Below are 18,919 nucleotides of genomic sequence, written 5' to 3' on the forward strand. Positions count from 1 at the left end.
GATGAACTGGTCTTAGAATTCGACTGCATCGAGGATACCTTCCTGAATTCGAACCGCCTGTGGAAGATAATATCCTTCGAGAGCGTGGAGCGGCATCGGGGCATCGAACCCAGTGATTCGCTGAATTGGTGCCTCTTGATAGACGAGGGCCTCTTCTTGGATTATCGTACTGATTTCAGCACCGAGTCCCGCCGTTTTCGGAGCTTCGTGGACGATCGCAGCACGTCCGGTTTTTTTGAACGACTCGACAATCGTTTCGACATCGAGCGGGGAGAGCGTTCGAAGGTCGATGACTTCAGTCTCGATTCCCTTCTCATCCGAGAGATGATCGGCTGCAATAAGCGCCGGCTGAGTCATCGCACCCCACGTGTAAACAGAGACATCCGATCCAGTCCGACGCACGGACGCACTTCCAAGCGGTACCTTGTATGCTCCAGTGGGAACGTCCTGCCGAAAGGCACGGTAGATGAGCTTTGGCTCAAGGAAGATGACTGGATCCGGATCCCGAATTGATGCTGTCAGCAGTCCTTTTGCGTCTGCGGGCGTACTCGGCGCGACGACTTTGAGTCCAGGTTCGTGAACGAAGAATGCCTCTTTCGACTCAGAATGATGTTCGGGAGCACGAATTCCGCCGCCGTACGGCGCTCGAACGACCATCTGACAGGAGTACTGACCTTGGCTCCGGCTGCGAATCCGAGCAGCGTGACTGACGAGCTGATCGAATGCGGGATACATGAATCCCATGAACTGCATCTCTGGGATCGGCTTCAGTCCGGACAGAGCAAGACCGATAGCCGATCCTACGATACCGGACTCGGCAAGCGGTGTATCCACAACGCGGTCACCGCCGAATTCCTCGTACAGACCGTCTGTTGCGCGGAACACACCACCGTTCACACCAACGTCCTCACCAAGGACGATGATGCTCTCGTCACGGTTCATCTCGGTCGATAGACCGTCTGTGATGGCTTCAACTAACGTGAGCTGCTGGACTTCACCGTTCGATGGATGATCGTTGATCGAATCCGTACTCATTCTAAGACACCGGAGAATGCACCCTCTCCGTACTTCTTTCGGAGTTCGTTCAGTTCGTCCATCTGCGCTTGAAGGCGGTCGGGGGTCTCCTGATAGACGTGCTCGAATATCTGTTCAGGTGCAGCTTCGACCGCCTCGGCCGTCTCGATAGCTGTCGCAACCTGCTCTTCGATTCGGGCTTGAATCTCGGCTTCGCGCTCGGAATCGAGGAGCCCCGTTTGATAGAGGTGGTTTTCGAGCCGTTTGAGTGGATCGCGCTTTCGCCACTTATCAGCGTCTGCTTCGTCTCGGTAGACGCTGGGGTCGTCAGACGTCGTGTGCGCTCCGTACCGATACTGCACCGATTCAATGAGTGTTGGTCGTCGCTCGCCGTCAACAGGGTTTTTCGCCTTCCGAATGGCTTCTCTGGTGACCACGTAGACAGCAAGCGGATCGAGACCGTCGACCCGTATTCCTTCGATGCCGTACGACTGGGCCTTCTGTGCGATGGTTTCGCTGGCAGTCTGTCGTTCACGAGGAACAGAGATTGCCCACTGGTTGTTGTTACAAACGAATACCGATGGAACATCGAAGACACCCGCAAAGTTCAGTCCCTCGTGAAAATCGCCTTCACTGGTCGCGCCGTCACCGAGATGACACAGCACTGCTCTGTCGTCCTTGCCTTGGAGCGTATACCCCCACGCCATGCCCATTGCGTGCGGCACTTGCGTGGCGATGGGAATGTATTCGGGCATAACGTTTACACCCTCTGGGACGGCGTATCCCTCTCGATAACCAAGCAGTGCCGTCAGAAGTGACGGCAGGTCGACGCCGTGTACGTATTTCGCGGCGTGTTCACGGTATGTTGGGAATAGCCAATCCTGCTCATCAAGCGCGTAGCTGGTTGCAACCTGCGATCCTTCTTGTCCCGTCATCGGAGCATACGTTGCGATGCGTCCTTGACGCTGGAGACTGATTGCTCGCTGGTCGAAGTGTCGGGCGAGTTTGATGTCTTCGTACATCGCCAACCGTTTGTCACCGGACAGTCCCGGATCGACGCCTGGAAGGAGATGTCCGTCGTCGTCCAGAATGCGAAACACCTGATCGAACTCGCTCTCGATATTTGAATCGGGCTGTATCTCCGCGATACTAGGGTCGGTTTCGTCTTGCGTACTCATGGTTTCGGCTGTTTGCTTTGTGTTCGTCTGGCTGTAGATTGATGACTAGTCGTCGCCTCAGCGAAGAGGGGCGATTGCAGTACCTCGGGCCGAAGATCGATTTACTGGGTCGTTCGAACGTCACAGTTGTGCTGTTTCGAACGCCAGCAGCGCGCACAGGATGCGCGTTTTGATAGTACGAACCGCGTAACGAAACATTCCACCAGTGTCGCTGTTGTGGTGACTACGCTGAACTCGGTATCGGTACACCGAACTGGCTGAGTAGCCGCGCGAGTCGCTGATTTACTGGCGGAAGCCATGTCTGAATAATGTGTGGGTCGATACTTAATGATTGCGTGGTTTGAGTTCACATGGAGTAACAATCAATCAGAATATTTCGAATCCGTGGACGACACCGTGGAAACGGTACATACAGATCTAGTATCGTCTTGTTTTCTTGGACAGCAGCCTACTGGCTGTCTTGTGTCTGGCTATACTTTCGGATCCACGCTTCTAAGGTAATACCCATCGCGGCCTGCGTGATCGCGTTCGAAGACGCCGAGTTTGCGCTTTTGACGAGCTCGGCCTCAAGCGTTCGCTGGGGTATCTCGCCGAGAAAATGGGGAATCGCTCGTTGAACTGCTATCGGACATCCAACTTCGTGCGCGAGCGCGTATCCGGAGATTGAGTGTGGGATCACTTCGGTAGCGTACGTGTCGCGGTCTGGTTCAACGAGGGGACCATCATCAACGTGGTCGGTGTACTCATAACACTTTCCGACATCGTGCAGGAGGCACGCAGCGACGACGACATCCGTGTCGGGGTCGGCACCGTGAAGCTCGCGTTGAACTTCGACGGCTGCGAGGGCTATTTTCGTCACTCCACGAACGTGCTCGACGTTGCTCACATCGTGAATGTTCCACGCGTACGGGATATCCTCGATGTCCTGCCATCCACCACGTTGCAGGCCAAGCACCCACGCTTCGATCACTCGCTCGCGGAGGGTCTCACTCTCGATGTGGTCAAGTTCGGGGTACGCATCCCTCACTTGTGATGCATAAGGGGGTGTACTCGTTTGAGGCATGTTTCATTCAGAGCTCATCTTTGATGACGTGTTCTTGTCCAACGAATCGTGGACGGTCATCGATCGCGAGGAAGTTATCCACGTCTTCTCTCGGTGCGGCTGCCTTCGGGTGATCAGGGTCGTAATCACGGGAGGATTCGTGACCGAGACCAGCTCGAAGCGCATCGAGGCTTTCGAAATACAACTCCGCAACACCGTCGAACTCGGCGTGTGCGGGGTCGGTCGGTGTGACGCGAGTATAGCGAACAACACCGGGGATTTCCCGTGCGAGGGGAACGTGCTCGTTTGCCCAGTGATCGAGAAACTCCTCGTGACTCAGACCATCCTTCCGGACGAGAAACGCGGAGTGTTTGTACAGCTCGTCGGTGTCCCCGTCGACAGAATCCAGTTCGACTGTCTCTTCACCGATGAAGCGCGGACGGCGCTCGATGTCGAGGAAATTGTCTACATCTTTACGAGCTTTCTTCGCCATCCCTTTCTCTGGATCGTAATCGCGTGACCCCTCACTACCGAGCGCGTCGTACAGCGCGTCTAACTCCTCGAAATAAAGCTCTGCAATACCGTCGAATTCGGCTGCTTCTGAATCGATCGGTAAGACCTGATGGTAGCGGACAACACCTTCGATTTCGCGGGCAATCGGCGTGTGGGTGGTGTGCCAGTGATCGAGAAACGCCTCGTGTGTCAGATCACCCTTACGAACGAGAAGGGCCACATGCTTGTACATTCAAACAATCAATAGTGCACATCTTAGATAAAACATGGGGACACCACGATCACTGGATGTGAATTCCTCACAGTGCAATGATGAAGTTCTTTCACTATCCTCAATGCCCACGGTACGACCACACCAAACATGGAATTGAACCGCCATATATTATTAAAAATTGTATAGGTAAAAAATAGAAAAATTTTATATTGCGCTATGATATCCTTTTGTTGGGTATGCGAGAGAAAGATAGCATGAATCGGCGGACATTTCTACAATTGAGCGGTTTCGCAGGGATTGCTGGATTCACTGGATTCGCATCAGCGGTGCCCGAGCGTGAGTCAGGATCGAGCGTGGAGCTGTTAGTCGGTACGAGTGCGACGACAGAACGTCCGCATACAGTAGTCACGCCATACCTTCCGAATGGGACGCGCATTGTACACGAGAACGACACTCTCGGATACGTTGCTGTCGAGTTTCCCGAGCAGAGTAGCTCTCAGGTGTATACTGCCCTAAAACAAGCTTCAATGGAACAAGGGCCAGTGAGCTACGTCGAGCCGAACGGGACTCACCGGGCATTGTACGAGCCGAATGATCCTCTGTACAGCAATCAGAACATCCACCAGATGATAAACACACCAGCTGCGTGGGACGAGACACTCGGTGACAGCGATGTCACGATTGCCGTGATCGATCAGGGAGTCGCATACGGTCACCCTGATCTTCAGGGTAACGCGCGCAGTGATCCGGGCCATGATTTCGTCGATGACGATAGCGATCCAGCTCCAGACACGAGCGATGAAAGTCATGGATCACACATCGCAGGAATTGCGGCCGCTGGCGTCGACAACGGGACTGGTATCGCAGGAATTGGCAACTCAACACTCCTCTCTGTGCGAGCACTCGATGAAATGGGTTCAGGAGCGATCAGCGACATCGCTGACGGAATCCAGTGGGCTGCCGACCAAGGGGCAGATGTGATCAACCTCTCCTTGGGTGGTGGAGGTCCATCCCAAACGATGGACCAAGCACTCGCTTACGCTGTCGACAACGGTGCACTACCTATCGCCGCCGCAGGTGGTAGCGCTTCATCGGAGGTAGCGTATCCAGCAGCGAACAGTAAGTGTCTAGCAGTATCGGCGCTCGATTCCGACAGGACACTGGCTTCGTATTCGAATTACGGAGAAGCGATTGAACTGGCCGCACCCGGAACGAACGTACTGTCAACGGTTCCAGGCAGCGACTACGAGGTGCGATCGGGCACATCGATGGCGGCATCGGTGGTGTCTGGTGTTGCAGGATTGACACTTTCGCAGTGGGATCTCACGAACAGCGAACTCCGGGCTCATCTCAAAGATACCACAGTTAATGTCGGTATCCCAGAAGATGAGCAAGGAAGCGGCCTCGTCGATGCTGGTAACGCTGTTACCACTCCACCATAAAGCGACAGCAGTGACGGTGCGGTCGGCGTACGCCTTATCCCACCCACTGTCGGGCTACCAGACTGTTCTTAAAACGAGAGATGCACATGCAATGATTCGACGAAGATGTCGCCAGATCAAAGCCATTGTGACAGCGGCGGTTGAAATTCCAAATAAAGTGAAGTAATCAGAGGTTCGATGAGTATCGAAGATGGATGTGAATTTCATCGATTACTGCGAGCAGCGTGTCAGGAAGTTGCTCTCGAAGAAGTTCGCCTTTGACCCGGTTCGCAGGACCAGAGATGCTGATACTGCCGAGTGGATACCCATCTTCGCCTCGGATCGCCGCCCCGACCGCGTTCAATCCGGTGATAGATTCACCAATGTTAAACGCATAGCCACGGTCAGCGATGGAATCGATCTCCTCGAACAGATCCTCTCGATTGGTGACTGTGTTCTCTGTCTTTTCGGGAAGCCCTCGGCGTTCGATGATCGACCGGCGTTCGTCCTCGGGGAGAGATGCGAGAATGGCCTTTCCGGCTGCCAACTGATGGAGATGGCGTCGCTGTCCGATTCTTGCGGACGTTTTGAGCGGGTTATCACCATAGGCCTTGTAGAGATGAACACTGAAGTCACCCTCCTTTGCAACGAGCCAGATCTTCTCTCCGGTCTCTTCTGCTAATCTGTCAACGGGTTCGCGGGCAACGTTGAAAAATTCAGTCTGATCTCTGGCACAGATGCCGAAATCGAGAAACCGAAGCCCGATGTAGAAGGTCCCATTATCTCGGACAACGAGGTCGTTGTTTTCGAGAGTGAGAAGATGGCGGTGGATTGTGCTCCGAGCGACAGCCAACTCGCTCGTGATCTCTGCGAGTGTGAGACCGCGAGAAGCCTTGAGAAGTTCGAGAATCCGGATAGATGTCTCTGTCGTCGTGACCGCGCGATTCGGTCCGTCGTTTTCGGGCATGGTTCGAGTAGAGGGATTGTCGGTATAGTTCTTGTTGGGATAGCCACAGAGACACCGATCCGGCCGGTTCTCGACGTTCGTGCTATATCCAAGTAGATAGGATGATCTCAAATAGTATTAATAAATAGTATCACTTTTGTATCATATCTTCGACAGCGCCCCTACCACGTCGCCATCTGTATTTGAGAGGTAAATAAATATCATACAATATGATAGGAATTTATCACACGACAATCGTCGAGGAAACCATTATATATCGTCGAATGGTTGTAGATGACCAATGGATTTCGACTGTCCAAAGTGTGAAGCACGCATCGTCTCCGAGCAAGGAACGAGTCAATGTACCGGCTGTGGATTTGCGCCGCTGCACGGCGCAGACTGAACAACAATGGCGTATTCAAACCGACGCATACTGAGGTAGATCTCAAAGGAGTTCTGAGATTTAGTCTAATACACAGTTGGAGATCTGAGAGATAGATTTAAAATCTGTGACTTTATCGTTAGAAGATAGAGATCGCCACAGTACCGAGAACTGTGAATAGACAGACAGTCTTCTCGAAGACAGCGTGCCTGTTGATATCCGCGTCCAGCGTGAAAGATGAGTGTTCAAGACGTAATGGCCTTCAGGAGTACGCCACCAATCCAAATCCAGCGTTCATTGAAAGGCCGAACGTTTTCGGCAGCACAACCATATAATAGCACCCCGCTCATTTGTATATGCGACTCAATCTCCGATGGACGGTCGTTGCGCTCGCGCTTGTCTACGGACTCTTTGCTGTCAGCAGCTTTCTCAGTCCAATGCCCCGGTATGCGGTGATGATGAATCTCGTCATTTTCTTCGTGTTCGGTAGTCTGATCGCGATCATTGGAATTACGCACGAGCCGAGACAGGAGATGAAGAAGGTAGTGATTGCGTTTTCACTAATTTATGGGCTGTATGCTCTCGGTGGATACCTCGCTGCGATGCCCCAGCACGCGCTACAGATTGGGCTCATCGTGTATTTCGTGTTCGGAATCGCAGTCCTCACTGTTGGTGTCTCTCATGGCCAATATCGTGCATCACGGAGCCACGTATGAAAAAAGCGAGCCAGAGCTCCACAGACCGTGTACAGACTACACAGAGACACGTTGCGCCATGACAAACGATTCAAACACGAAGCCGGATGGGATGACTCGCTTAGAATCCATCCTCTATCCGATCTTCGGGCGTCCGACTGGTCTGTTGGGTCGGCTTGGAGGCCGGATGATGGCTGGTAGAAAAACCGACACGATCGAGCGGGTGGTAGAACTGCTGTCGATTCGGCCAACCGATCACGTTCTCGAAGTTGGATTCGGACCAGGGGATGGCATTCAGATTGCCTCGACAGTAGCCTCGGAAGGATTCGTTGCAGGAGTTGATTATTCCCGTCCGATGGTCGAGATGGCACACGATCGGAATGCAGCTGCTATCGAGACGGGATCAGTCGAACTCCAATACGGTGCTGCTGCTGATCTACCCTACGAAGACGACAGGTTCGATCGGGCGTTTTCGATCAACTCGATGCAACTCTGGCCCGACGCGTGCGCAGGACTCGAAGAGATGCGACGCGTTCTGAAGCCGGGGGGAACAATTGCGCTCGCGTTTACTTCGCATGCTCACCAATCGCGTGACGAACTGGTAAGTGTTCTCTCTAAGGCGGGCTTCGAAGACGTCCAGATCGACGAGAATGATGATACACTCTACGTGATTTCAAGAATTTGATGGAGAATACTCACCCGTAGCGTTGTATCGATAGAGCGATCTAGTCAGCGCTAATCGGCAGACGGTGTGCAACATCTAATTGCTCGCTCTGTAACATCACTTGATAAGATGCACACTACAGATGGAAATGATTAGATAGTGCACGTCTGTTTTTCCAGAAGAAATTGATGGTGAATGAGATCGAATTATCATTCTTTGCTATTGTACTGCTAACCTATTCACGGAACGTCGGTAGCTGTGGTACTGTTTGTGAGTGTTGAGATCGGCTGCGTGAGTCGGTTCTGTGATCAAGAGACAAAAGCTGTCTGTAAAATAGTACTGCGGACAAATAGAAAGAGCGGTGGTACTAGTTAATGCTTGCAATCAGTAGGTGATTCATTTTTTGTTCCTTGTTGTATATACAGCTGAAGAAGATGTAATTATCTTTGTTCGATCATTACTCATACCGTCGCTGTGACCTTGCTTCAGCGATGAGATCTCTGCATGTCGTCAGTAGTGTATCCTCTCCTATCGACATCAATGAACTCTGAGAGTTCCTTACTGGGATTTTCTATGGTACGACTATCGTCGAACTACACATGTGCTGTCAATGCGACCGTACCATTGACAGCTGTTCCAATGTGCGTCCGAATCGAAGTACTGATTCCAATCAACCGAGCGTCTATTACAATGGTACCACTGTAACGATCTCACAGTACATTCGATACCATTCACTCAATCGTCACAGGTTCGAAATGTAGATTAGTACTCACGGAAGGAAGAAGGTGGTATAGTGTAGAATGAAAGGCACAAGAGCATACAACATCCACAGTATCAACGCAACAAAAAGCCGATAGATCAATTCACTCGCTTAGTAGGTGACGGACTGTTTGATGTCCAAGTTAGAACTAATCTCGGTGGTTTCCTCACGGATGGCGTCGGCATCAACACACGTGACGGTACCGTTCTCCATGAGCACGCGTCCGTCGACCATCGTAAACTGCACATCGTCACCACGCGCGGCGAACACGAGATGGGACAACACATCGTGGAGTGGTGTCGCTCGGGTAATATCCGTTCGGAGCCCGATTATATCTGCACGCCAGCCCTCTCGTAACGCACCGACGCGATCGATGCCTGCCGCTGCTGCCCCATTAATCGTTGCCATATCGAAGATCGCGCTCGCCGGTGTCGCCGTCGGATCGAGGTGCTCAACTTTTTGGAGGAGGCTGGCCTGCCTCATTTCGGTGAACGGGTCGAGTGTGTTATTACACGGTGGACCGTCGTTTCCAAGGGCAACGTTGATACCGCGATCGAGATAGTCCAGAATCGGGGCAATTCCACTAGCCAGTTTCATATTCGACGACGGGCAGTAAGTCACGTTCGTTCCTGTCTCAGCGAGCACCTCGCGCTCGCTCTCATCGGTCCAGACACAGTGTGCGAGCACGACATCTTCACCCGTGAGTCCGACCTCGTCCAGCCAGTGAATGTTACGCTTTCCAGTGCTCTCCTTCACTTTTGCAATTTCGTCGCGGTTCTCGCTTGCGTGTGTATGAATCCGAACACCGTCGTACTTATCAGCAATCGCTCGCGCGCTTCGAAGACAGTCTTCTGTACACGAGACTGCAAACCGCGGCGTCACTGCGTATCGAAGGCGACCGTCGAACGAGTCGTGATACGCTCGAATGAGCCGTTCAGTCTCGTTGATCCCCGTGTCGGTGTCTTCGAGAAGCTCATCTGGTGCATTTTTGTCCATGAGTACCTTCCCAAGAACCCCGCGAATACCGAGCTCACCAGCAGCCTCGAAGGCACGGTCTGCGTGGGCGACAGAGAGGTGATCAATGCACGTCGTCGTCCCGCTTTCGATCAACTCTAGATAGCCGAGTTTTGCGGCCAGCTCCATCTCATCAGCTGACAGCGAAGCTTCCATCGGAAGGATGTAATCGAACAGCCAGTCGAGCAGTTCAGTATCATCAGCAATCCCACGCCCAAGACTCTGTACCGAGTGAATATGCCCCCCAACAAGTCCCGGTAGGAGAACATCGTACTCCGCTCGCTCGTGGTCCGGATACCGTTCGATGATATCCGCACGTTCACCCACGCTCTCGATAGTTGAACCTTCCACGACGACTGCCCCGTCGTGGATGACCGTGGACGAATCCACGACAACCGTACCTACGAGCAACATGTCTCTGACTGTGCTCTCCACCGTAATATGGTTTTCCCCACGGAGCGCTGCCGTTGCTCCACGTTATAGTCTGAGAAACAGGGATCGGCCATAACTGAAACATCAGTAGTACAATACTATATCCCTATATTCGAGTGAGTAGACATAAGAGATTGAATCCACATAGCGTTCCTATATGAAAAACGAATCAATTGAACGACGAGGCCGCACCAGTACTGGCCACAGCCTTCTGTGCAGAGTGGACACTAAATATGAATCAAACGGATGTAGCATAAGCACGATCAGATTAGTCACCATCTGTTTAAGAAAGACGCTCTGCTTTCCAATATATAGCACAAAGGAAATTAACTAATCGAACCGTTAAGTTCTCTTTTAGAACCTACCGCACGAATATTGAAGACGTTTCTACTGTCTCGTGAAGATGAAAACTTGAGTAGAGATTGCCATAGTTTTTGAGAGATAGAGTTTCTCGCCTACAAACGTTCGATTTAGGAGATTTACCAGTCAGCAGTGGCTAGTGATTGAAGAAAATTCAAAAATATATTTACTTTTATCTAAATAATCGCACTTTAGTTGCTTTTTATCTGTTATATTGTCGCTCGTCTCGATTGAGCCAACCGACTCAACAGAGGATGATACATCAAAAATGAACTGTGTCTCAACAATCGGATCATGAGGACACGGACCTGGGATTTTATGGTACCGCTCGTCGTTTCCGAGAGTATGGATATCGCCGAACCGTTCAGATTGGGGCTGGGGACGTACACCAGTGCTGGCGACGAGAACTGCACACAAAGCGTTGCGACTGCACTGGATGTGGGTTACCGACACGTCGACACCGCGCAGGTGTACGGAAACGAAGAAAGTGTAGGTGAAGGGATCCGCCAATCGTCTGTTCCACGCAAAGACATCTTCCTTGCGACCAAGACGGTTCATCACGATGTTCCTGGGCCTGAGTACGAGGACATTTTGCAAGCGGTTGATGGCTGTCTTCAACGGCTCGGTGTCGAAACCGTCGAGTTGCTCTATGTGCATTGGCCGACAGGCATCTATGATCCTGCGGTTACACTTCCAGCATTCGATGAATTGTACGATACAGGGACGATCGGTCATATTGGTGTGAGCAACTTCGAGCCTCACCAACTCGACGAGGCTCGTGAGATACTCGATGCACCGATTTTTGCTCATCAGGTCGAAATGCATCCACTACTTCAGCAGGATGAATTGCGCGCGTACGCTCAGCGTCACGATCACACTCTCGTCGCGTACGCTCCTATCGCAAGAGGTGAGGTGTTCGATGTCCCCGAACTGACTACGATCGCTGATAAACACGGCGTGAGCGAAGCACAGGTCAGCCTCGCGTGGCTGTTAGAGAAAGACGTTGTACCGATTCCGAAGGCAAGTAGTGAGGCACACCTTCGGGAGAATTTCGAGGCACGATCCCTGTCGCTCGATACGGAGGACATTGAGCAGATCGATGCGATCGAGCAAGAAGAACGGCTCATCGACCCCGACAGAGCACCGTGGAACCAGTGACGTTCTGAGGAACTCACTGGCACCGCTGTTCGTGAACGAGCGTTATTGACAAGGATTTGAGTATACTATTGAATTCCGTATACGAGTAGTAAACACACCGAGAGACGGTACGCCGTCCTGTATCCATAATAAATAATTTAAATGAAATTGTTCGTGAGTGCGAACGTTTTAGTAGATGGATACCAGTGTATTGGTATGGAATTACACAGCAGAGGCGTTCGCCAAGACGTTCGTGAGCTTGGTTCGTTGCTCGGTGATGTATTAGCAGCACAGGCATCTGATGAAGCATTTGAGGCAGTCGAAGCCCTTCGCACGACAGCGATTGAGTACCGACGGGATGACCGTACCTCACGAGAGGTATTGCGCGAGAATATCGCATCACTTTCTCCCGAGCATCGACGCAGCGTTGCTCGTGCGTTTACGACATATTTCGAGCTAATTAACCTCGCAGAGGAGCGCGAGCGTGTTCGAGCTGTTCGAACCGAGTCTCAGAACCAGACACTCGAAGGGAGCTTCGATGACGTAGTGGCAGCCCTCGATGATGTGGATTCAGCAACTGTTCAACAGATCGTCGATGATGTGTTGATTGAGCCGACGTTCACGGCTCATCCAACGGAAGCGCGCCGCAAAACGATAAAGGCAAAGCTCAGATCGATTGCGGCCATGCTCGAACGGCTCGATGAACAGTCACATACTGATATCGAACGAGCGCATCTCGAACGCGAACTCGATGCAGCAGTGACGAGTCTTTGGCAGACCGCACAGATTCGTAGTCGCCGTCCGACACCGGACGATGAAGCACACAACGTCCAGTGGTATCTCGAAAATGTTCTCTTCGATGTCATTGGTGATGTTTATACTGAGTTCGAATCGGTCCTCGAACGCGATATCGATGCGTCGATCGCTGTGCCGAAGCTGTTCGAATTCCGGTCATGGGCGGGCAGTGACCGAGACGGCAATCCGCACGTGACACCTGATGTGACGTCTCGCACACTCGCTCGACAGCAGTCGCTCGTTCTCGAACGATATCGTGAGGAACTCGATACGCTCTCAGGGGTATTGAGTCAGGACCGTGCACGGCTTTCGATCGACGCTGCGTTCCGAGAGTCGCTTCAGGAAGATCGTGATGCGCTTCCCAGTGTGGCCGTGACGGCCGAAGAGGCGTATCCTGACGAACCGTACCGCCAGAAAGTTCGACTGATGTACGAACGTCTCGACCGGATCGATGACGTTCGTCCCGGTGGGTACGACGCGCCAGACGAATTCGACGCAGATCTGCGTGAACTGATCGATAGCCTCCGAGCCAACGGTGCAGACTCGATCGTCGATGCGTATCTTGTCCCGCTCCGGCGGAAGGTCGAGACGTTTGGGTTCACCCTTGCGAACTTGGACCTGCGTGACCACCGTGAAAATCATACTGCTGCCGTCCAGGAGACACTCGAACGCGAGGGGCTCGATTACGGCACACTCAATGAGAACGAGCGAATTGCTCTTCTCACTGATGCGGTCCTTCAAGAACAGCCGGTCATCGATCTTACCGAAACGGGTGGACTGTCCGAAACAACAACGCGTGTTTGTGATCGATTTACTCACCTCTCGGATTGGCAGGCAGAGTACGGCAGTGGAGCCATCGATTCTTACTGTATCAGCATGACCGAGCAACCAAGCCACGTTCTCGAAGTGTTGTTTCTCGCTGATCAGGCCGGGGTTGTTTCGCTTCCAGAGTACTCCGGACTAAACATTGTTCCGCTGCTCGAAACCAAGAGTGCGCTCTCTAATGCGGACGACATCATGGGAACGCTGTTCGAGAACGACGCGTACTCACAAACGCTCGCACTTCGTGGAAACACCCAGGAGATCATGCTCGGCTATTCTGATTCAAACAAGGAAAACGGATTTCTCGCGGCTAACTGGGCGCTCTATCGCAACCAACGACGACTTGGAGCTATCACCGATGCACACGATGTCGATCTCCGGCTATTCCACGGCCGAGGAGGTTCAATTTCGCGTGGGGGTGGACCGATGAACGAAGCGCTGCTCGCGCTCCCTCGTGAGACAGTTACTGGCGAGGTGAAATTCACCGAACAAGGGGAAGCAATTGCGGAAAAATACGCCAACCCTCGCATTGCCGAGCGAAACCTCGAACAGATGCTCACAGCCCAGCTTCGTTCACGGCTTCGCTCTCTGAACGACCCAGAAGAGCCGATCCGATCGGAGTGGCGTGACGCGATGGCCACGATGTCCGAGACGGCACGCACGGAATACCAAGAGCTGCTCGAAACCGACGGCTTTGTCGCCTACTTCGAACAGGCAACGCCGATTACGGTCATTGAAACGCTCAATCTTGGTTCGCGTCCAGCCTCCCGATCTGACGAACGTACTGTTGAGGACCTTCGTGCAATCCCGTGGGTGTTCTCGTGGACGCAATCACGATGTATTCTCCCAGGATGGTACGGGCTCGCTGCTGGCATCGACGCCTATCTCGAAGACGGCGGTGACGTCGAAACCCTGCAGGAGATGTATTCGGAATGGCCATTCTTCCGAACGACGCTCGATAATGCAGCGCTTGCGATTGCGCGCACAGATATGGAAATTGCCGCCGAATACGCGACTCTCGCTGACGACACACTCCGCGATCGAATCTTCCCCCGGCTGACCGCAGAACACGAACGCGCAGCCGAACTCGTGTTGACGATCACGGATCGAACTCACCTCATTGATCGTGAATGGCTCCGAGAGAGTCTCGAACGACGCAACCCGTACGTTGATCCGCTCAATCTCTTGCAAGTCCGTCTCCTCGAAACGACCGAACGCACGTCAGAAGAAGAGCGTGCGCTTCGACTAACAATTAATGGGATTGCTGCAGGTATGAAAAACACGGGCTGATCCACTGTCGTCATCGGTGACAGACGACGCTATTCTCCAAAATTGCAGTTTGACTGTGAAACCAACCAACCGAAGATCGTTCTCAACCATTGGAATCACCATACACAAGCAAGGTGTTTGAGACGCAACCTCACTACTGATCACACTGTATACTGAAAAGTGTACGTCGCGAGCGCCCGATCCGGATGAGATGTTGTGTCGATCCTCGGCAAGGATTACAATGGTAACATTGTAACAACCATCGAACCAGACAGCGTAACCGACACATCAGATACGGCGTATTTCGATTCTACGTCTACTGTTCCCTCCAAGTTAGTCACATTACGAAATGGATCGGTCTCCGGACGGAGAGATAGAATGTTCGATACACAAGAAGTAGCTCCCTGCAGAAGCAGGCCATTATTCGTAGTTAAAAAACAATATTATTGGAATAAGGTTGGCAACCAAAGTTGTAAATGTAGTACGACGGTGTTCTTACGACGTTGACTGGTATACGCTGTGGAAGAAAATATTGCTAACCTATACTTGAAGCGTTTGTGAGCCAGATTATCGGCTATACATACGTGTAATCAGTGGTAGACAATGCTACACTATCCTTGAACTGAGATTGGTGTATTGATAATGGAGCATGTGCTTGTATATGCTACTGTCTTCGTGATGTTCACACTATACCATTATCTGATGTTTCATCCAACAGCAAGTTTCTCGAATAAGACGATCCACTGGTGTTATACGTTACAAATATATACGTGATCGGTATCGGTAACCGACATCCAGAGAGAGGTTCAATACACAAGTCTGATCGGGTAGTACCGATTCGAATGTGTAGTAATCGGCAGCAAGCGTTTCCCAGTGTCGAAGCGCAGTCTAAAACGCAAACACACAACAGCTATGCTCAGTAACACTATCTCGCCTTCCGGCGAATAGGATGAGGACGGAAGCAACACGCTGTCCGGTACCGGACACAGAAGAAACATTGGCGCAATCAGATTGAAGAGACCAATTCACGACAGTCGGGGGAGATGGGGCATCACTCATCAGCTTGAAAACAAGATAACCAATCGCAGAAAGTGCCGTTAAATAAGACAGAACAATGACTTCCATCGATTTCGAAACGGTGTTCGAAGAAGCGTCCGAGACACACGACCTGCAGTTTGATCGTTCACAGTTTGTCCCGAGTTGTGGCCCACTCAACGCATCGCTCATGCTCGTTGGTGAGGCACCCGGCGAACGAGAGAGATCGACCGCCGTGATCTCTACATCACCAATCTGAGTAAAGTGCGCTTGCCCGACAATCGTGATCCTCACAGTGATGAAATCACGATGTGGAAACCTGTCCTTGACGCGGAAATAGAACGTGTTGCTCCGAGTGTTATCGTTACGCTCGGAAATGGTACAACACGTGCGCTTCTCGATACGAACGAAAAGATATCAGACAAACATGGAGAGTATTTCGAACGAGATGATCGCATGACCATTCCAACATACCATCCTGCTTCAATGTTCTACGATGACCGAATTAAGAAAGCAATCGAAGAAGATATGCAGACTGCAGCGAAAAAAGCAGAGCTCCTGACGATGTGAAGCATCCTCTGGTTACTTATTTGGTTCTTATAGTTGTCAAGATGTATACCTATGATTTTCTCATTGAAAAACTAAGACACACAACGCTGACGTGCCAACTCACAATCTCGATATGGTTGCTTTTACATTTCCAACCATACAGTATCAAAAAGTCAATTGCAATTGGCAGTACGTGTAGTCAGATTTCACATATTAGATATAGAACATTGGATGTATTCACATATCTATTCACGTTATAATATACTAATTCCGTGTTTTTAGTAGTGAGATCATCTAACTACAGGATTGATTATAGAGTGAATTATTATCATCTGTTGGACCAATCAGTCGAGACATGTAGCTGCAACTGTTAGTTATTATATGTTCACAATTAATTAGCGATATCGCTCTATATCCCGATATCTCGTCATATGCCGGCGCAAATGTCAATATTTACTCCTTTATTATTCCAAATTGGATCCAGATATCAGATATTACTCCATCAGAAATGAGCGTTCAAAAGTTGGATATTTAGAACATCGACTAATTTACGAGTGTTCACCTCTACATCGCTGTTTCTGACTAATTATTAAATGTTCGCATTCTTTACTCCGACAATAGTGACCGATTGGTCGACTCTATTCCAAGTCAAAAGCGGTGATTCAACTCAATCAACACTGCTTGAGTAATATCGATTTCCAATAGAAATCTTGTCTTAGAGATACGTACAATTACTTCTATAACAGTAATATCAGCCGAATGTATTTATCACAAATAATAATCAAAATAGTTGCTGTGTGGAAATAAGAGCTGCTGCTAACCAGTATCACATCTGCCTCCATCATCCGAAACAGACGCTGGAATCGTCGGGGATGCTCGATAGAAATAAAACGGAGGCAAGAACGTCGAATCCGAAAATAGCTGTTTCGGCCGTTAGTCGTGCACCAGTACGTCAAGCACGTCCGGTCCGGTGGTAGAGAGTGTCTCTTCGAACGTTTCCTCGATTTCGTCGGGCGTCTCGACGAGGTGTCCTCGTGCGCCATGACTTTCGGCGTTCATCGGAATGTCGACTGGTGGTTCGAAATCCATCCCAACGAAGGTGTGATCCTCGTCATCCCCACCGAAGATTGCGTTCGTGTTGTCCTTCAGAATCCGATAGTTCCGGTTGTCAGGGACCACAACCGTTAGATCGATGTCGTAACGAGCAGCGGTGTACAGCGTCTGTGGATAGTAGAGGTAGGATCCGTCACCGATGTACCCGACTACGTCTCTCGGATCATCGGTTTCTGCCTCTGCGATTGCCGCTCCGACGCTTGCAGGAAGACCGTAACCCAGACCGCCGCCCTTATTCGAGATGAACTGCTGTTTGCTCATTGGCCACCGAGTCAACAGCGGATATTTGGCTGTAATGCCTTCGTCGACAATATAGCACTCTGGTGCGACCGAGCGCATCGTATCGACAAGTTCGGCCTTCGAGGCGCGCGTCTCTCCCGCTGGCGTCTCGTCTTCACCCATCGACTTGACGATCCCCGAAATTGATTGCTTCATCGTCCGCACAGATTCGAGTCGTTCTTCGCGTTTTTCATCGGACAGTCGCTGCTGGACGCGCTCTGCGAGGTCATCCATCACGAGGCCCGGATCCCCGATAATAGCGACATCAGCGGGCTGTCGTTTTCCGATTTCTGCTGGGGCGTCGCTGATATGAATGCAGGTGGTTGCGTCGTCGACGAGCGCGTTCTCGTGGCGCATGAGCGTCGTGTTGGTCGAACAGCCGACGAAAACGATCGTGTCGGTGTTCATTAACATCGACGCGATTCCTTCTGCGGGCGGTAGGTAGGAGAGCCACTGTTCGTGATCTCCGGGGAAGTTGACTTCACAGGCGAGAATCTCGCCGTGGACGCGGGCACCTGTTGCTTCGGCGAGTTCGACTCCCGAATCAACCGCGCCAGCGCGAGCGACGTGATCGCCGACGACGAGCATCGGTTCCGTTGCCTCGGCGAGCGCAGTAGCGGCCTGCTCCAGTTGTGCAGGATCACCGCGTCCCGCGTTCGGAACTGCACCGAGTCGCTGTGGCTCGTCGTCGGTCTCGGCCAACATTACGTCCATTGGGAGCGCGAGAAAGACCGGCCCCATCGGAGGTGTAAGTGCGGTTCGAAACGCTCGTCTGAGGAGGAGGGGCAGGGCATTCACGTCGGTGACTTCCGCGCTGAATTTTGTGAACTGTTCGACCATCGCTTCGAGATCTCCAGACAGAAGCGGCTCTTCGTGGCGGAAATCGAGCTCGTGGTTGCCAGCAGTGACAACAACGGGTGCGCCGGCCCACTTCGCCGCGAAGAGATTGCCGAGACCGTGAGCCAGTCCCGGTGTAATATGGAGGTTCACGACACCAACTGGAGGATTAGCGTGAGCGTCTTGGTCGTGCTCTTGGTTATGACCGTGATACCGACGCGTGCTCGCGTATCCAGCAGCCATTCCGACCGCGATGTCTTCGTGTAAGCCGAGCACGTATTCGAGGTTGCTGTCGGCAAGCGCATTCAAGACCGGTAGCTCGGTCGTCCCAGGGTTCCCGAAGACGCGAGACACGCCGTACTGAGAAAGGGCATCCACGAACAGATCCGCACCCGTCTGACTGTCACTCATTCGCTTGCCTCCACGAGTTGGTCGTGTGCCGTCCGAT

15 protein-coding genes are annotated in these 18,919 nt (G+C 51.8%); 8 read left to right on the forward strand and 7 right to left on the reverse strand.

Features of this window, described 5'->3' with window-relative positions; translation table 11 throughout:
- Window positions 1–12: 12 nt before the first annotated feature.
- Together MW898_RS09940 and pdhA are read right to left on the reverse strand one after the other, a co-directional pair.
- Entirely contained in the window at window positions 13–1,035 is a 1,023-nt protein-coding gene (locus MW898_RS09940; protein WP_248906808.1) for an alpha-ketoacid dehydrogenase subunit beta, read from the reverse strand.
- On the reverse strand, window positions 1,032–2,192 hold the full coding sequence (gene pdhA, locus MW898_RS09945) for a pyruvate dehydrogenase (acetyl-transferring) E1 component subunit alpha (protein WP_248906810.1): 1,161 nt from the start codon (window positions 2,190–2,192) through the stop codon (window positions 1,032–1,034). The genes MW898_RS09940 and pdhA overlap by 4 nt, the downstream gene beginning before the upstream one ends.
- 41 nt (window positions 2,193–2,233) lie before the next feature.
- Here pdhA and MW898_RS25635 point away from each other — a divergent pair, with 41 nt between their 5' ends.
- The gene (locus MW898_RS25635; RefSeq protein WP_264383041.1) at window positions 2,234–2,365 is read left to right on the forward strand and encodes a hypothetical protein; all 132 of its coding nucleotides are present in this window, start codon (window positions 2,234–2,236) and stop codon (window positions 2,363–2,365) included.
- A 275-nt stretch (window positions 2,366–2,640) separates the two neighbouring features.
- Here the strand turns inward: MW898_RS25635 and MW898_RS09950 are convergent, their stop codons facing one another.
- Both MW898_RS09950 and MW898_RS09955 read right to left on the reverse strand, forming a co-directional pair.
- On the reverse strand, window positions 2,641–3,255 hold the full coding sequence (locus MW898_RS09950; protein ID WP_248906812.1) for an HD domain-containing protein: 615 nt from the start codon (window positions 3,253–3,255) through the stop codon (window positions 2,641–2,643).
- A gap of 7 nt (window positions 3,256–3,262) precedes the next feature.
- A complete protein-coding gene (locus MW898_RS09955) occupies window positions 3,263–3,979 on the reverse strand; it encodes an EthD family reductase (RefSeq protein ID WP_248906814.1) in 717 nt (238 codons plus the stop codon).
- Window positions 3,980–4,215: 236 nt separating this feature from the next.
- Between MW898_RS09955 and MW898_RS09960 the strand changes: the two genes are divergently transcribed.
- Window positions 4,216–5,403: a S8 family peptidase gene (locus MW898_RS09960; RefSeq protein WP_248906816.1), complete on the forward strand. Its 1,188-nt coding sequence runs from the start codon at window positions 4,216–4,218 to the stop codon at window positions 5,401–5,403.
- Between the two features lie 166 nt (window positions 5,404–5,569).
- On the opposite strand, the gene MW898_RS09965 is transcribed toward MW898_RS09960, so the two are convergent.
- On the reverse strand, window positions 5,570–6,349 hold the full coding sequence (locus MW898_RS09965; RefSeq protein WP_248906818.1) for an IclR family transcriptional regulator: 780 nt from the start codon (window positions 6,347–6,349) through the stop codon (window positions 5,570–5,572).
- A 717-nt stretch (window positions 6,350–7,066) separates the two neighbouring features.
- On the opposite strand from MW898_RS09965, the gene MW898_RS09970 reads away from it, so the two are divergent.
- Both MW898_RS09970 and MW898_RS09975 read left to right on the forward strand, forming a co-directional pair.
- Window positions 7,067–7,426 (forward strand): hypothetical protein, encoded by a 360-nt coding sequence (locus tag MW898_RS09970; protein WP_248906820.1) that lies wholly within the window; start codon window positions 7,067–7,069, stop codon window positions 7,424–7,426.
- A gap of 58 nt (window positions 7,427–7,484) precedes the next feature.
- Window positions 7,485–8,090, forward strand: a complete 606-nt coding sequence (locus MW898_RS09975; RefSeq protein WP_248906821.1) for a class I SAM-dependent methyltransferase — start codon at window positions 7,485–7,487, stop codon at window positions 8,088–8,090.
- 850 nt (window positions 8,091–8,940) lie between these two features.
- Here the strand turns inward: MW898_RS09975 and MW898_RS09980 are convergent.
- A complete protein-coding gene (locus MW898_RS09980) occupies window positions 8,941–10,257 on the reverse strand; it encodes a 5'-deoxyadenosine deaminase (protein WP_248906823.1) in 1,317 nt (438 codons plus the stop codon).
- A 723-nt stretch (window positions 10,258–10,980) separates the two neighbouring features.
- On the opposite strand from MW898_RS09980, the gene MW898_RS09985 reads away from it, so the two are divergent.
- The 4 genes from MW898_RS09985 (at window position 10,981) to MW898_RS10000 (ending at window position 16,263) form a co-directional block, all read left to right on the forward strand.
- Window positions 10,981–11,793, forward strand: coding sequence for an aldo/keto reductase (locus tag MW898_RS09985; protein ID WP_248909744.1), 813 nt, complete (start codon window positions 10,981–10,983; stop codon window positions 11,791–11,793).
- 195 nt (window positions 11,794–11,988) lie between these two features.
- The gene (gene ppc / locus MW898_RS09990) at window positions 11,989–14,679 is read left to right on the forward strand and encodes a phosphoenolpyruvate carboxylase (RefSeq protein ID WP_248906825.1); all 2,691 of its coding nucleotides are present in this window, start codon (window positions 11,989–11,991) and stop codon (window positions 14,677–14,679) included.
- A 1,093-nt stretch (window positions 14,680–15,772) separates the two neighbouring features.
- Window positions 15,773–15,952 carry a hypothetical protein gene (locus MW898_RS09995; RefSeq protein WP_248906827.1) on the forward strand — a complete coding sequence of 60 codons (180 nt, stop codon included), beginning with the start codon at window positions 15,773–15,775 and terminating at the stop codon, window positions 15,950–15,952.
- 11 nt (window positions 15,953–15,963) lie between these two features.
- The gene (locus MW898_RS10000; protein WP_248906829.1) at window positions 15,964–16,263 is read left to right on the forward strand and encodes a uracil-DNA glycosylase family protein; all 300 of its coding nucleotides are present in this window, start codon (window positions 15,964–15,966) and stop codon (window positions 16,261–16,263) included.
- Between the two features lie 912 nt (window positions 16,264–17,175).
- Here the strand turns inward: MW898_RS10000 and MW898_RS10005 are convergent.
- A complete protein-coding gene (locus MW898_RS10005; RefSeq protein ID WP_248906831.1) occupies window positions 17,176–18,882 on the reverse strand; it encodes a thiamine pyrophosphate-binding protein in 1,707 nt (568 codons plus the stop codon).
- Between the last annotated feature and the right edge of the window lie 37 nt (window positions 18,883–18,919).

Origin of the sequence: Halocatena marina (assembly GCF_023276375.1) — an archaeon.
In the GTDB taxonomy this organism is placed as follows: Archaea; Halobacteriota; Halobacteria; order Halobacteriales; family Haloarculaceae; genus Halocatena; species Halocatena marina.

Coding starts and splice junctions, on each gene's coding strand:
- MW898_RS09940 (WP_248906808.1), bottom strand. CDS start 1,035: ATGAGTACGGATTCGATCAACGATCATCCATCGAACGGTGAAGTCCAG.
- pdhA (WP_248906810.1), bottom strand. CDS start 2,192: ATGAGTACGCAAGACGAAACCGACCCTAGTATCGCGGAGATACAGCCC.
- MW898_RS25635 (WP_264383041.1), top strand. CDS start 2,234: ATGACTAGTCGTCGCCTCAGCGAAGAGGGGCGATTGCAGTACCTCGGG.
- MW898_RS09950 (WP_248906812.1), bottom strand. CDS start 3,255: ATGCCTCAAACGAGTACACCCCCTTATGCATCACAAGTGAGGGATGCG.
- MW898_RS09955 (WP_248906814.1), bottom strand. CDS start 3,979: ATGTACAAGCATGTGGCCCTTCTCGTTCGTAAGGGTGATCTGACACAC.
- MW898_RS09960 (WP_248906816.1), top strand. CDS start 4,216: ATGAATCGGCGGACATTTCTACAATTGAGCGGTTTCGCAGGGATTGCT.
- MW898_RS09965 (WP_248906818.1), bottom strand. CDS start 6,349: ATGCCCGAAAACGACGGACCGAATCGCGCGGTCACGACGACAGAGACA.
- MW898_RS09970 (WP_248906820.1), top strand. CDS start 7,067: ATGCGACTCAATCTCCGATGGACGGTCGTTGCGCTCGCGCTTGTCTAC.
- MW898_RS09975 (WP_248906821.1), top strand. CDS start 7,485: ATGACAAACGATTCAAACACGAAGCCGGATGGGATGACTCGCTTAGAA.
- MW898_RS09980 (WP_248906823.1), bottom strand. CDS start 10,257: ATGTTGCTCGTAGGTACGGTTGTCGTGGATTCGTCCACGGTCATCCAC.
- MW898_RS09985 (WP_248909744.1), top strand. CDS start 10,981: ATGGATATCGCCGAACCGTTCAGATTGGGGCTGGGGACGTACACCAGT.
- ppc (WP_248906825.1), top strand. CDS start 11,989: ATGGAATTACACAGCAGAGGCGTTCGCCAAGACGTTCGTGAGCTTGGT.
- MW898_RS09995 (WP_248906827.1), top strand. CDS start 15,773: ATGACTTCCATCGATTTCGAAACGGTGTTCGAAGAAGCGTCCGAGACA.
- MW898_RS10005 (WP_248906831.1), bottom strand. CDS start 18,882: ATGAGTGACAGTCAGACGGGTGCGGATCTGTTCGTGGATGCCCTTTCT.